At 68.0% G+C, this 13849-nt stretch carries 13 protein-coding genes; 8 read left to right on the forward strand and 5 right to left on the reverse strand.

The genetic code is table 11. The features are described from left to right. Window positions 1-41: 41 nt before the first annotated feature. The 5 genes from ACZ50Q_RS04560 to ACZ50Q_RS04580 all read left to right on the forward strand — a co-directional run bounded on the left by ACZ50Q_RS04560 (window position 42) and on the right by ACZ50Q_RS04580 (window position 5074). Window positions 42-674, forward strand: coding sequence for a BPTD_3102 family carboxylase-like protein (locus ACZ50Q_RS04560; RefSeq protein WP_092581098.1), 633 nt, complete (start codon window positions 42-44; stop codon window positions 672-674). Between the two features lie 103 nt (window positions 675-777). Next, a complete protein-coding gene (locus ACZ50Q_RS04565; protein ID WP_464080711.1) occupies window positions 778-2193 on the forward strand; it encodes an FAD-binding oxidoreductase in 1416 nt (471 codons plus the stop codon). Between the two features lie 19 nt (window positions 2194-2212). Beyond that, on the forward strand, window positions 2213-2926 hold the full coding sequence (locus ACZ50Q_RS04570) for a response regulator transcription factor (protein WP_092581102.1): 714 nt from the start codon (window positions 2213-2215) through the stop codon (window positions 2924-2926). Continuing rightward, window positions 2923-4266 (forward strand): sensor histidine kinase, encoded by a 1344-nt coding sequence (locus ACZ50Q_RS04575; RefSeq protein ID WP_464080712.1) that lies wholly within the window; start codon window positions 2923-2925, stop codon window positions 4264-4266. The genes ACZ50Q_RS04570 and ACZ50Q_RS04575 overlap by 4 nt, the downstream gene beginning before the upstream one ends. 61 nt (window positions 4267-4327) lie before the next feature. Further along, the gene (locus ACZ50Q_RS04580; RefSeq protein ID WP_464080713.1) at window positions 4328-5074 is read left to right on the forward strand and encodes a phosphatase PAP2 family protein; all 747 of its coding nucleotides are present in this window, start codon (window positions 4328-4330) and stop codon (window positions 5072-5074) included. Here the strand turns inward: ACZ50Q_RS04580 and ACZ50Q_RS04585 are convergent. The 5 genes from ACZ50Q_RS04585 to ACZ50Q_RS04605 form a co-directional block, all read right to left on the reverse strand. Continuing rightward, window positions 5067-6350 carry a TRAP transporter large permease gene (locus ACZ50Q_RS04585; RefSeq protein ID WP_464080714.1) on the reverse strand — a complete coding sequence of 428 codons (1284 nt, stop codon included), beginning with the start codon at window positions 6348-6350 and terminating at the stop codon, window positions 5067-5069. The genes ACZ50Q_RS04580 and ACZ50Q_RS04585 overlap by 8 nt on opposite strands. Beyond that, window positions 6341-6904: a TRAP transporter small permease gene (locus ACZ50Q_RS04590; protein ID WP_083714180.1), complete on the reverse strand. Its 564-nt coding sequence runs from the start codon at window positions 6902-6904 to the stop codon at window positions 6341-6343. The genes ACZ50Q_RS04585 and ACZ50Q_RS04590 overlap by 10 nt, the downstream gene beginning before the upstream one ends. Before the next feature lie 7 nt (window positions 6905-6911). Further along, window positions 6912-7889, reverse strand: coding sequence for a TRAP transporter substrate-binding protein (locus ACZ50Q_RS04595; protein WP_076516759.1), 978 nt, complete (start codon window positions 7887-7889; stop codon window positions 6912-6914). A 112-nt stretch (window positions 7890-8001) separates the two neighbouring features. After that, window positions 8002-8880, reverse strand: coding sequence for an SMP-30/gluconolactonase/LRE family protein (locus ACZ50Q_RS04600; protein ID WP_464080715.1), 879 nt, complete (start codon window positions 8878-8880; stop codon window positions 8002-8004). Window positions 8881-8889: 9 nt separating this feature from the next. After that, window positions 8890-9729 carry an NAD-dependent epimerase/dehydratase family protein gene (locus tag ACZ50Q_RS04605; protein ID WP_464080716.1) on the reverse strand — a complete coding sequence of 280 codons (840 nt, stop codon included), beginning with the start codon at window positions 9727-9729 and terminating at the stop codon, window positions 8890-8892. A 129-nt stretch (window positions 9730-9858) separates the two neighbouring features. On the opposite strand from ACZ50Q_RS04605, the gene ACZ50Q_RS04610 reads away from it, so the two are divergent. From ACZ50Q_RS04610 to ACZ50Q_RS04620, 3 genes are all read left to right on the forward strand, one after another. Then, window positions 9859-10587 (forward strand): FadR/GntR family transcriptional regulator, encoded by a 729-nt coding sequence (locus ACZ50Q_RS04610; RefSeq protein ID WP_076516754.1) that lies wholly within the window; start codon window positions 9859-9861, stop codon window positions 10585-10587. Window positions 10588-10814: 227 nt separating this feature from the next. Then, window positions 10815-12710 (forward strand): LTA synthase family protein, encoded by a 1896-nt coding sequence (locus ACZ50Q_RS04615; RefSeq protein WP_464080717.1) that lies wholly within the window; start codon window positions 10815-10817, stop codon window positions 12708-12710. A 223-nt stretch (window positions 12711-12933) separates the two neighbouring features. Beyond that, window positions 12934-13848: an acyltransferase gene (locus ACZ50Q_RS04620; protein ID WP_464081949.1), complete on the forward strand. Its 915-nt coding sequence runs from the start codon at window positions 12934-12936 to the stop codon at window positions 13846-13848. Window position 13849 lies beyond the last annotated feature (1 nt).

Raw genomic sequence — 13849 nt, forward strand, 5'->3', positions numbered from 1 at the left:
GTGATACGCTTGCCATGCAAGCAGAAAGACCAGGAGGGGCCATGGGCGCCAAAGTATCCACAGTCATGTCATCGGGCGGCGCCACCAGCAGGCGGGGACCACCCACGGACTTTGCCGGGCCAGCGGCCGGCCGGGAACGCCGGCTCGATATCCACGTGTTTGCAGCGGCCACCGGCGAACTGGCCACCGGCCGCGCCTGGGAACGCAGCGTCTGGCGCGATGCCCGGGTCCTGATCGCGGAATGCCCGGCGCCGCACCTGGCCGCCTCGATTGAAAGCGCGCTGCGCACCGTGGCCGCCAGCGTGGCCCGGGACCGCGGCTGGCAGGCTGCCGGCACGGTGTCGTTCTCGCTCGACGACCGCAGCGGCGTGTTCCGCGTCATCGACGCCCATGCGCAGGCCCGCACGCCGGCCATGCCGATTGCCGAACACGATCCCATCGCCGCGCACGTGCTGGAAGTGCGCATCGACGGCTGCGGCGATCGCCGCCTGCCGAGCACCCATCTCATGATCTGCGGCGCGACGCGCGGCGAAGTGCTGCGCCGCGCCTATCGCGCCCTGTCCGAACTGCCCGGCCCCGCGGGCGTGGACCGCGCCTTCCTGATGGAGCGCATCGCCTCCCGGGCGTTCTGCACTGGCATGACGGGCACGCGGCTGGACCAGGCGGTCGGCTGACAGGCGGGGCTTCAGGGCGGGCCGCCCAGCCCCTACAATAGTCCGCACATCCGATGAACAGCGCCCGGCCCTCGCGGCCGGGCCTACCTCTTGTGCGGCATCCATGACACTGCTGAGCGATCTACAGGCCCTCCTGGGCGATTCCCACGTCCTGACGGGCGACGACGCCGAGTCCTATGTGCTGGATTGGCGCCGGCGCTATCGTGGCGCGGCGCTGGCGGTGATCCGTCCCGGATCGACCGCGGAAGTGGCCGCCGCGATCAAACTGTGTGCGCAGCACGGCGTGCCCGTGGTGCCGCAAGGGGGCAATACCGGCCTGTGCGGGGGCGCCACCCCGGACGACTCCGGCAGCGCCGTCGTCCTGTCCACCACCCGGCTCACCGCCGTGCGCGCGCTGGACACCGACAACGACACCATTACCGTGGAAGCCGGCTGCATCCTGCAGGCCGTGCAGGAGGCCGCCGCGGCCGCGAACCGGCTGTTTCCGCTGAGCCTGGCCGCCGAAGGCAGCTGCACCATCGGCGGCAATCTGGCGACCAATGCCGGCGGCACGCAGGTGCTGCGCTATGGCAACGCGCGCGACCTCACGCTGGGACTGGAGGTCGTGACCGCGGAAGGCGAGATCTGGGACGGCCTGCGCGGCCTGCGCAAGGACAACACCGGCTACGACCTGCGCGACCTTTACATCGGCAGCGAAGGCACCCTGGGCATCATCACCGCCGCCACGCTCAAGCTGTATCCGCGTCCGGTGGCGTCCTGCACCGCGCTGCTGACGCTGGACAGCATCGACAACGCCGTCGAGGTCCTGTCGCGCGCCCGCTCCGGGTTCGGCGCCTCGCTGACCGGCTTTGAACTCATGAGCGGCGCCTGCCTGCAAGGCGTGGTACGGCTGTTCCCGCAGCAGCGCCTGCCATTCGAAGGCGAATCGGCTGCCTCGCCGTGGTTCGCCCTGCTGGAACTGTCCGACAGCGAAAGTGAAAGCCACGCGCGCGAACGCTTCGAGAGCGTGCTGGGCGAGGCCATCGAGGCCGGCCTGGTGAACGACGCCGCCATCGCCGCCAATGTGTCGCAAAGCAAGGCGCTGTGGCACCTGCGCGAAAGCATTCCACTGGCCGAGGCCGAACTCGGCAAGTCGGTCAAGCATGACGTGTCGATCCCCATCTCGTCCATCGCGGGCTTCGTGCACAAGACCAACGCCTTGTTGCAGGCGCGCTTTCCGGGCGTGCGCCACGTGATCTTCGGCCATCTGGGTGACGGCAACCTGCACTACAACGTGGCCAATGCGCCGGGGCAGACCGAAGCCGAGCTGCTGGCGCTGCAAAGCGAAATCTACGGCGTGGTGCACGACAGCGTGCACGCGCACCAGGGTTCCATCAGCGCCGAGCACGGCGTCGGGCAGCTCAAGCGCGACGAACTGCCGCGCTACAAGCAGCCGGTCGAACTTGCGCTGATGCGGCGGATCAAGCGCGCGCTGGATCCGCAGGGGCTGATGAACCCCGGCAAGGTGCTGCAGGCCTGACACGTCCAGGACGCAAACCATGGCAGCCAGTCCCGCAGCGGGTGCGCATTACCGGGTGCTGATCGTCGAGGACGACCCCACCATCGCCGGCAATCTATACAGCTTCCTGGAGGCGCGCGGCTTTCTCCCCGACGTGGCCTATAGCGGGCCGGCCGCCCTGCAGCGTCTGCAGGAGCAGCGGTTCGACGCCGTGCTGCTGGACATCGGCCTGCCCGGCATGGACGGCAACGCCGTGCTGCATGACATGCGCACGCAAAGGCGGCTGGACGTGCCGGTGCTCATGCTGACCGCGCGCGACAGCCTGGAAGACAAGCTGGCGGGTTTCTCGCACGGGGCGGACGACTACCTCACCAAGCCGTTCGCGCTGCTCGAGGTGGAAGCCCGGCTGCTGGCCCTGATCCAGCGCGCCAAGGGCTCCACGGTGGACGCCGTGCGCGCCTTCGGCCCCTTGCAGTTCGACACGCGCAGCCGCGCGGTGTCGGTCAACGACGTTCCCGTCCACCTGACCCGCAAGGCCTGCCTCATCATCGAGGTCCTGCTGCGCGATCCGGGCCGCGTCGTGCGGCGCGAAGAGCTGGAATCGGCGTTGTGGGGCAACGAGCCGCCCTCGTCCGACGCCCTGCGCAGCCAAGTCCACCTGCTGCGGCGCGCGCTGGCCGACGCGGGCTTTGACGGCATCGAGACCGTGCACGGCACCGGCTGGCGCCTCACGCTGCCCGGCGCGTCCTCATGAGCCGCGCCGCCGCCGGCACGTTGACCCAGCGCGTCGTGTGGGCGCTGACGGGAACGGTCGCGCTGTTCGTCACGGCGCTTGCCCTGCTGGCGTACCTGACGTTCGACCAGATGGAAGACGATCTGGTCAACGACATCCTCAACACGGAAATGGACCGCCTGGTCCAGCATGCCCGCAGCAGCGACGAATTCCTGCCGCGCCATGGCGCCCGCGAGCTGGGCGGTTCCATGCGCGCCTGGCTCAGCGCCGACGGCCAGCCGCCCGCCGGCATGCCGCCCGAATTGCTCTCGCTGGAAAATGGGCTGCATCTGATCGAGCCGGGCGCCTACACCTGGCATGTGATGGTGGCCGAGACCGGCCGCGGCACGGTGTATCTGCTGTACGACGCGACCGACAATGAAGAGCGGGTGCGCGATTTCGGCCTCATCGTGCTGGGTGTGGGCGCGCTCTGCGTGGTGCTGGCGTACGCCCTGTCGCGGCGGGTGGCGGCGGTGGCGGTCGGTCCGCTGCTCGACCTGACGGACCGGCTGTCGACCTGGGCCCCCGGCTCGCCCGACCTGGCCGTCACTCGCGACGACGAGGCCGGGCGGCTCATCGAGGCCTTCAACCGCGTGCAGAACCAGGTGGACCGGTCCATCGCCCGCGAACGGGAATTCGCCGGCAATCTCAGCCATGAGGTGCGTACGCCGCTCGCGGCGATCCGCTCCGACAGCGAACTCATGCTCCTGACGCAGACGCTGACGCCGGACCAGCAGCAACGGCTCACGCGCGTGGTCGACAACGTCGACGACGTCATCGTCAGCCTGGAGAGCGCGCGCGCGATGGCCCGCGACCAATTGCGCGAGCCCGAACCCGTGGACCTCGCCGAGTGCATGGATGACGCCTGGCGCGGCTATGCCGCGCAGGCGAAGCTGGCGAACCTGCGTTTCGACAACCGTATCCCTGCCGGCCACGTGCTGACGCTGGACCGCTACGCCTTGCTGACCGTGCTGCGCAACCTGGTGCGCAACGCCATCGAGCATGCCGCCCCGGCCACCCTGACGGCGACGCTGGACGCGCAGGGCGGGCTGGCGCTGCGCGACGACGGCAAGGGCATCGCCGCCGCCGACCTGCCCTTCCTGTTCCGTCGCTATTTCCGCGGCCGCCTGCGCGATTCGGCGATGGATGGCGGCGCCGAGACGACGCGCGGGCTGGGCCTGGCGATTGCCAAGCGGGTCTGCGACATGCAGGGCTGGGCGCTGTCCGTGGAATCCTCGCAGGCGCACGGCCCGGTGCGCGGGACGCGCTTCCTGCTGCGCTTTGACAACGCTCCCGCGGCCGGACCCCAGACGCGGATTTGACGAATTTTCGACTGCCGGGCCCGTACAGTGCGCTGCCCGAACCGTCTGGAAATTTTCGTCCATGCCGTCCCCCTCGCTGCCGGCGCCGCGCGCGCCAACCCCAGCCTGCTATCTGCTCACCCACGTCGTGGGCGTGCCGCTGATCCTCGCCTGTCTTGCGTGGTGGACCCAGGATTCGGGGCTGGACATGCACATCGCGCGGGCCCTGTTCGACCCGGCGCTCGACGACTTTCCGCTGCACGCCAGCCGCTGGCTCGAACTTCTGGGCCATCGCATCGTGCTGGCCCTGCCGATCGGCGTGGGCCTGGCCGCGGCGGGCGTCGCCGTGGCGAGCTTCCGCATCCCGGCGTGGCGGCGCTGGCGCGGCGTGGCGCTGGCGGTGGCGGCCACGTGCCTGACGGGACAGCTCCTGATCAACCAGCTCAAGCATCACACGATGCTGCCGCGCCCCTACGACCTGGAAACGCTGGGCGGCTACACCCCCTATCCGGTGCACTGGTGGACGTGGGCGCGTGCCCGCGCGGGGGGCGCCCTGCCCAGCGGCCATGCCGGCGCGGGGTACGCGCTGCTCAGCCTGTATTTCGCGGGCTGGGCGCTGGGACGGCCCGCGTGGCGCTGGGCCGGCCTGGCGGTCGGCGTGGCGGGCGGTGTGGGTTTTTCGGCCGTGCGCATCCTGCAGGGCGCGCATTTCCTCAGCCAGACGATCTGGTCCGCCGCGCTGATGTGGCTGCTGGCGGCGGTCTTTTTCTATCCGTTGATCGCGGGGCGGACCGCCGGCGGCCCGCCCCGCGCGCCGGGCGTCAGTTGAGCAGCACGCCCGGCAACCACAGCGAAAACGCCGGCACGTAGGTCACCAGCGCCAGCGCCGCCAGCAGCGCGCCGTAGAACGGCCAGATGGTGCGCATGACCGTGCCCACGGAGACCCCGCCGATGGCGCATCCCACGAACTGCGTGGTGCCCACCGGCGGCGTGTTCAGCCCCAGCGCGCAGTTCAGCAGCAGGACCATGCCGAACTGCACCGGCCCCATGCCGTACTGCATGCAGATCGGCAGGAAGATCGGCGTGCAGATCAGGATGGTGGCGGCCATGTCCAGGAACGTGCCCAGCACGAACAGGATAATGTTGACCATCAGGAAGATCGCCCAGGGTTCCGTCGAGATGGACGCCATGAGCTGACCGGTCTTTTCGGCCACGCCATAGAAGCTGATCAGGTAGCCGAACGTGGCGGAAATGCCGATCAGCAGCAGCACCACGCCCGTCGTCTTGACCGCCTTGCTGGCCGCGCGCACGAACTGGTCCCAGGTCAGCGAGCGGTAGACGAAGATCGTCAGCGCCAGCGCATACAGCACCGCCACCGCCGCCGATTCCGTCGCGGTGAAGACGCCGCTCAGGATGCCCGCAATGATCAGCACCACCACGAACAGCCCCGGCGCCGCGGCCACCAGCGAGCGGAACACGATGTGCCAGCCCGGGAAGGTGCCGGCCGGATACCCCCGCTTGCGCGCCACGAAGTACGCCGCCGCCAGGTTGCAGGCGGTCAGGATCAGGGCAGGCACCACGCCCGCCGCGATCAGCGCCGCGATGGACACCTTGCCGCCCGCGGCCAGCGTGTAGATGATGATGTTGTGGCTGGTCGGCATCAGCGCGCCCACCAGCGCCGCGTGCGTGGTGACGTTCACCGCGTAGTCGGCGTGATAGCCCTCGCGCTTCATCATCGGGATCATCACCGAGCCCATCGCCGACACGTCCGCCACGGGCGACCCCGACACGCCGCCGAACAGCGTGCAGGCGACCACGTTGGACATGCCCAGGCCGCCGCGCACATGGCCCACCAGCGATTTGGCGAACGCGACGATGCGGTCCGCGATGCCGCCGTACAGCATCAGCTCGCCCGTGAAGATGAAGAAGGGGATGGCCAGGAACGAGAAGGCGTTCATGCCCGAGGTCATCTGCTGGAAGGCCACCGCCAGCGGCAGGTCCTCATACATGATGGCCGTGAGCGACGACAGCCCGATGGCGAAGGCGACCGGCACGCCGATCACCAGGAACCCCATGAAGGTAAAGGAAAGCAGTGTCAGCGCCATGCCGGTACCACCTTCTGGTTGCGCAGGATCGCGATGATGTGCTCGATGGAAAAGAGCGCGATCAAGGTGCCCGACAGGGTTGCAGGAATGTACTTCCACGCGTTGGAGATCCCCAGGTTGGGAATCTTGTAGGCCGCGACGGATTCGGCCAGCACGCCGCAATTCCAGGCCATCAGCACGCCGAACAGCAGCACGAGCAGATGGATGAAGATGCGCAGCCGCCGCTGCCCGCCGGCCGGCAGGGCGTCGAGCAGGGACTCGAAGCCGATGTGGCCGGCGTCGCGCACGCCGACCGCGGCGCCCAGCATGGTGACGTACAGCACCAGCAGGAGGGCCAGGCTTTCCGCCCAGGTCGGCGTGTTGTTCAGGACGTGCCGCCCGACGATCTGCAGCGTGACGGCGATGATCAGGCAGACCAGCCCGAACACGCTGGTCCACATGCAGGCCCGCGCCAGCCGGGCGCAGCCGCGCGAGTAGGCATCCAGCGGGGCAGCCAGGGCTTGCGCCCGGCCCCCCGCGGCGACATCTGGTTCATTCGTGGGTGTGGCCAACATGATGTCCTCACTGCACGGCCTGGATCTTGGCGACCAGGTCCTTCATTTCAGGGGTGGTGACGAAGCGGTCGTACACGGGCTTCATCGCGCCCTGGAACGAGGGCTTGTCGACCGCGGAGATCTGCGAGCCGGCCTTCTCGACCACGGCGCGCGACTTCTGTTCGCGCTCGTCCCACAGCTTGCGCATGAACGGCACCGATTCACGCGCGGCCTCGCGCAGGATCTTCTGGTCATCGGGCGGCAGCTTGTCCCACTGGCGCTTGGAGAAGATCAGGATCTCGGGCGTCATGGTGTGCTCGGTCAGCGAGTAGAACTTGGCCACCTCGTAGTGATGCGCGCTCTCGTAGCTGGGGAAATTGTTCTCTGCCGCGTCCACCAGTCCGGTCTTGAGCGAGGTGTAGACCTCGCCCATGGGCATCGGCGTGGCGTTGCCGCCCATGGCTTCGACCATCGCGACGGACAGGTCCGACTGCTGCACGCGGATCTTCAGCCCCTTCGCGTCGGCCAGCGTCTTGACGGGCTTCTTGGTCGTGTACATGGAGCGCGATCCGCTGTCGTACCAGGCCAGCCCCACGAATCCGGCGGCTTCGCACGAGCGCAGGATCTGGTCGCCGATCTCGCTGTCCAGCACCTTGTGCAGGTGTTCCTTGGAGCGAAAGAGGAACGGCAGCGACGGCACGCGGGTGGTCTGGCAGATGTTGTGCATGGCCGCGCTCGACACGCGGGTCATCGCCAGCGCGCCCAGCTTCACCTGTTCGATGGAATCGTCCTCGTTGCCGAGCGCGCCGCCCGAAAACACCTTGATGGTGATGCGGCCGTTGGTCCGTTGCTTGACCAGTTCGCCGAAGTGGCGCACGGCCTGCACAGTGGGGTAATCGTCGGGATGGATGTCCGCGGAGCGCAGCTCGGCGGCGTGGGTGGCGGGAACCAGCGTCAGCAAGGCGGCCGCGGCCAGGACGGCGCGGCTCAGGTGAGGGTGCAGCATGTCTACCTCCGGATGGGGTACGGCGTTTCGTTGAGGGCCGCAAAGGGCCCCGAAGCTCTTTGATATGCACTGACCTGCTCGGGGTGGCGCGCGACACGGCGCCGATCGGGTGCTAACCGGCGCTGGCGGGTTCCTCCAGGCCCTGCACGCCGGGGTGCAGGGCGAATATCGCACCATCCGGCGAGCCGGGGGCGGCGTTCGCGGGACGGATGGATGTGACGAATAGCGTGTCCAGGCCGGCGCCGCCGAAGGCACACATCGCGACCTTCGCGGCGGGCACGTCCAGGGTGCGGTCCAGGCGGCCGTCGGGGGTGTAGCGGTACACCTTGCCGGCATCGTTGCCGCAGATCCAGTAGCAGCCGTCCGCGTCCACGGCCGCGCCGTCGGGGCGGCCGGCCGGCAGGGCGGGAATGAAGACGCGGCGGTGGCGCGGTTCGCCCGTCGCGGTGTCGTAGTCGAAGGCCCAGACCGTCGCGCGCGAGGGGTGCGAATCGGACAGGTACATGGTCCGGCCATCGGGGCTGAAGGCCAGGCCGTTGGGCACGATCAGGCCGTCCAGCAGCACGGACATCCCTCGATCGTCCAGGCGGTACAGCGCGCCCGCGGGGTCGGCCAGGCTCATGGCCATCACCATGGTGCCGGCAAGAAACCGGCCCTGCCGGTCGCAGCGGCCGTCATTGAAACGCATGTTGGGGGCGGCGTGGGCCACGGCGGCCAGGCGGCGCGGGATGCATGGCTCGTCCTCGCGCAGCGCGTCGCAGGCATAGAGGCCGTCTTCCATCGCCAGCAGCCAGCCGTCGCCGCGCATCGCGATGCTGCCGGCCATCTGCGGCAGCGCCCACTGCGCGAAGGCGCCGGTCGCGGGTGTCCAGCGCCAGAGCGCCTTGCCGGGAATGTCGGTCCAGTAATAGGCCTGGTCGGCGCGGCGCCAGACGGGGCTTTCTCCCACGCCGCACAATACCGTTCCTATACGTTCTGCGGTCATGGGCATGGACGGTCTTCAGGCGTTGGGGAAAGGGAAGGGGCCGGCCTTGACGAAGGCGCCGCCCTGATAGCGCGCCGCGGGATCGTCCGCCGCCAGCGGCGGCTGCGCTTCGACCTGCGCGCGGAACCGCTCGGACGAGTCCTTGGGCGCAAAGCCCAGCACGGCCGCGCCGCGGTTGTCCCACCAACTGTCCCGGTTGGCCGAGGCGCCGTACACGATCAGGTGGCCGACGTCCGGGGTGAAGAGCGACCGCACGACCAGGTCCGTCAGGTCGTCGTGGCTGAGCCAGGTGACCAGCATGCGCCGGTCCTTGGGTTCGGGGAACGACGAGCCGATGCGCAGGCACACGGTCTGGATGCCGTAGCGGTCGAAATAAAAGCGGGACAGGTTTTCGCCATAGGCCTTGCTCAGGCCGTAGTAGCCATCGGGGCGCAGCGGCACGTCGGCGTCCAGCATCTTTCCCTGCTCATAGAAGCCGATGACGTGGTTGGAGCTGGCGAACACGACGCGCTGCACGCCGTGCAGGCGGGCCGCCTCGTAGATGTTGTAGACGCCCTGGATGTTGGCGGGAAGGATTTCCTCGAAGGGCCGCTCCACCGACACGCCGCCCAGATGGACAATGGCGTCCACGCCGTGCACCAGTGCCGATACCGCGGACGCGTCGGCCAGATCGCAGGGGACGACTTCCTCGCCCGCTTGGGCGGGGGCCATGGGCGCGACGTCGGAGACGCGCAGGATGTCCGCATGGGCTTTCAATCGGGGACGCAGTACCAGGCCCAGGTTGCCGGCGGCGCCGGTCAACAACAAACGAGGACACCGGGGTGATGCAGGCATGTTGTTGACAGCTCGGCTCATGACGCAACGCTCGGGTTATGGCGCGGTGGAGTGGACTTGTCTGGTACGTTATCGTACAACTGTCGCAAAGTATAATGAACGCCATTTTTCAGCGTCAAGCGCTGCGCAACCGCTTTCGGATAATCCCTGATGAACGCTCCTGTCGATACCTCTGTTTTGCCGCAGCGTCGTCCCCGCAACCTGGCGCAAGGCCTGGTGGAGAGCATTTCCGAACGCATCCGAAGCGGCGAAATCCGCCCCGGGGACAAGCTGCCCACCGAGTCTGAAATCATGCGTCAGTTCGGCGTAAGCCGCACCGTCGTGCGCGAGGCGCTGTCGCGCCTGCAGGCATCGGGGCTGGTCGAAACGCATCATGGCGTGGGCACCTACGCGCTGGAGCCCAGCGGCGGCGGCGACTTCCGCGTGGACCCCGCGGACATCGCCACCGTGCGCGATGTCCTCGTGCTGCTGGAGCTGCGCATCTGCCTGGAAAGCGAGGCCGCGGGCCTGGCGGCCATTCGGCGCAGCGACACGCAATTGCAGGACATGCGGCGCGCGCTCGATGCCTTCAAGCAGGCGCTGGATAGCGGCGGCGATACCATCACGCCCGATTTCCAGTTCCATCTGCTGGTGGCCCAGTCCACTGACAACCGGTATTTCGCGGACCTCATGTCGCATCTGGGGTCGGCCATCATCCCTCGCACCCGCATCAATTCCGCCAAGTTCGCGCACGAAGACCGCGCCGCCTATCTGGCGCGCGTGAATCTCGAACACGAAGACATCTACAGCGCCATCACGCGCCAGGATCCCGAGGCGGCGCGCGCGGCGATGCGCACGCACCTGAGCAACAGCCGCGAGCGCCTGCGCCGGGCGCAGTAGCCGCGCGGGCACACTGGCATCTCGAACGACGCATATGTGATGTCGTACAACGTTTGAGCCAGCCGCCGCGCCGGTGATCCGCCTAAACCGCGTTACTCTTGGCGCGGTTCATTTTCTGGTCATCGAGGCGGCATGGTTTTGCGCGGCATACACGGTTCATACGGCACACACGGCAGGTTTTTTTCTTCACGGGGTCAGGCATCGCGCCCGGCGCGGAGGGCGTCGCCATGCGCCATCTGACCATACGCTTCATCCTCGCAATCCTGGCGCTGCTGACGCTGTCGCGGCTGGGACTGGCCTTCTGGATGTGGGACCGCGTCGAGGCCGCCGGCGGCCTCGGGCCGCTCATGTTCGGCGGACTGCGCATCGACGTGTGCCTGCTGTCCATGGTGATTGCGCTGCCGGCGGTGTTTTCGCCGTGGTTCGGGCACCGGCCGCTGGCCGCGCGCATCACCGCGTGGTGGTTCCGCGTCTGGTGGATGCTGTATGTGCTGCTGGAGGTCTCGACGCCGCAGTTCATCGCCGAATACGACACGCGGCCCAATCGCCTCTACTTCATCTATCTGCTCAACCCCAAGGAAGTCGGCTCGATGCTGTGGCAGGGCTACAAGGGCGTGCTGCTGGCGTCCTTCGTGGTGCTGGTTGTCGCGGCGTGGCTTGCGGTCAAGCTCTTCCCGACCCGCTCGCGCGATGCCTTCATGGGGTGGTGGAAGCGTCCGGTCGCGTCGTTCGTGATCCTGGCGCTGGTGTTCCTGGGCGCGCGCGGCACGCTGGAGCATCGGCCCATCAATCCCGCCAAGGTGGCCTTCAGCTCGGACGCCATGGTGAACGCGCTGGCGCTCAATTCCCTGTACAGCGTGTTCGACGCGGCGTATCGCATGCGCGACGAACGCTCGTCGGCCGCGATGTACCCGAAGATGCCGGTCGACGAGATGAACGCCATCGTGCGCGAAAAAGCCGGCATCACCGGCGCGCCGTTGGATCCGGCCCTGCCCAGCCTGCACGAGCAGAAGGCGACCGTGCGGCGCGACAAGCCGCTGAACGTGGTCATCATCCTGCAGGAAAGCCTGGGCGCGCAGTACGTGGGCAGCCTGGGCGGACGCGACCTCACGCCCAACATCGACAGGCTGGGCAAGGAAGGGTGGATGTTCCATCGCGCCTACGCCACGGGCACGCGGTCGGTGCGCGGCATCGAGGCGGTGACGGCGGGCTTTCTGCCCAGCGTGGCCGATGCGGTGGTCAAGCTGCCGCGCTCGCAGACCGGGTTCTTCACGCTGGCGCAGTTGCTCGGCAAGCACGGGTACCACTCGCGCTTCGTGTACGGCGGCGAGTCCCACTTCGACAACATGCGGGCGTTCTTCCTGGGCAACGGCTTCGATGAGATCGTGGACCGTCCCAAGTTCGTGGACCCGGTCTTCGAGGGATCGTGGGGCGCGTCGGATGAAGACATGTTCAACCAGGTGGACCGCCTCTTGCGCGCCGACGGCGACAAGCCGGTGTTCACGCTGGCGTTCTCGGTGACCAACCACTCGCCGTGGGAGTATCCGCCCGGACGCATCCAGCCCGTGGGCGACCCGGCCACGGTGGACAACACGGTGCGCTACGCGGACTGGGCCCTGGGCCAGTTCTTCGACAAGGCGCGCAAGGCGCCGTACTGGGACAACACGGTCTTTCTCGTCATCGCGGACCACGATTCGCGCGTGTACGGGTCCATCCCGGTGCCGGTGCGGCATTTCCAGATCCCCGCGCTGATCCTGGGCGCGGGCATTGAACCGCGGCAGGATCAGCGCCTGGTCAGCCAGATCGACATGGCGCCGACGCTGTTGTCGCTGATCGGCCTGGACAACGTGAATCCCATGCTGGGCGCGGACCTGACGCAACGCGACCCGAACCGCGCGATCATGCAGTACGCGGACAATTTCGGGTATCTGCAGGGCGATCAGCTGCTGGTGCTGGAGCCCGCCAAGGCGCCGCGCCAGTTCCGCTACGAGGCGGCGCCGGTGGGGCGCGATGAAACCTACGCGCCGGTCGAGCCCGCGGATCCCGCATTGACGCAAGAGGCGCTGGCGCATGCGCTGTGGGCAAGCTGGGTGTACCGCGAGGAAAAGTACCGCCTGCCGTGACCTTGACTTTGACTTTGACCTTGGCCATGACCCCGCCGCCATGTGCCGCGTCCGGCGCGGCCAGCCGCCTTGATCCTGCTCAAGCCGGATTTCGCGGGTCGATAGCACACTGGCGGCCATGACAACGCCGAACCCGTCCTCCGGAGCTTCCCGCGCCGCTCCGGCGACTCTGACTCAGGCCCAGGGCAGCGCGCCGCGCGCACGCCGCCCCATGGCGATTCCGGTGCCGCGCGGCCGGCTTGCATGGATCACGGGCGTCTTCAGCTCGGTATGGCTGGCCGCGAACACGCTGTTCTGGTGCCTGCTGCTGTTTCCCATGTCGCTCCTGAAGCTGGCGCTGCCTTTCGCGGCGGTGCGGCGGCGCGTCGATCCGGTGCTCAACGGCATCGCCACGGCGTGGGTGTCCTGCAATACCGGCTGGTTCGTGCGCATCCAGCCGCAGGGCTGGGATATCCAGGGCAACAAGGACCTGCGCTATGCCGACTGGTATCTGGTTAATTGCAACCACCAGTCGTGGGTCGACATCTTCGTCCTGCAATACGCGCTGAACCGGCGCATCCCGCTGCTCAAGTTCTTTCTCAAGCAACAGCTCATCTACGTGCCCGTGATCGGGCTGGCGTGGTGGGCGCTGGACTTTCCCTTCATGAAGCGGCACGGCAAGGCCGCGTTGCGCAAGAATCCGGATCTGGGACGGCAGGACCAGGAGGCCGCGCGCCGCGCCTGCGCGAAGTTTTCGCTGGTGCCGACCAGCGTGATGGTGTTTGCCGAAGGCACCCGATTTTCCGAAGCCAAGCGCGATGCGCAGGGCTCGCCTTACCGTCATCTGCTCAAGCCCAAGGCGGGCGGGCTGGCGGTGTCGCTGAACGCCATGGGCGCGCGCTTTCGGTCGATGATCGACGTCACCATCGCCTATCCGGACGGCGCGCCCAGCTTCTGGGACTTTGCCTGCGGGCGCGCGGGCCAGGTGGTGGTGCGCATGCGGCAGTTGCCGGTGCCGCCGGCGTTCTGCGAAGCCGACTACACCCGCGACAAGGCTTTTCGCACCACGTTCCACCAATGGCTCGGCCAGCAGTGGCAGGCCAAGGACGACGAGATCGAAGGGCTCGTCGCGCGCGCCGGAAACCCGCCGGCCAACTAGC

Source organism: Achromobacter sp. T5-5 (genome assembly GCF_055397965.1).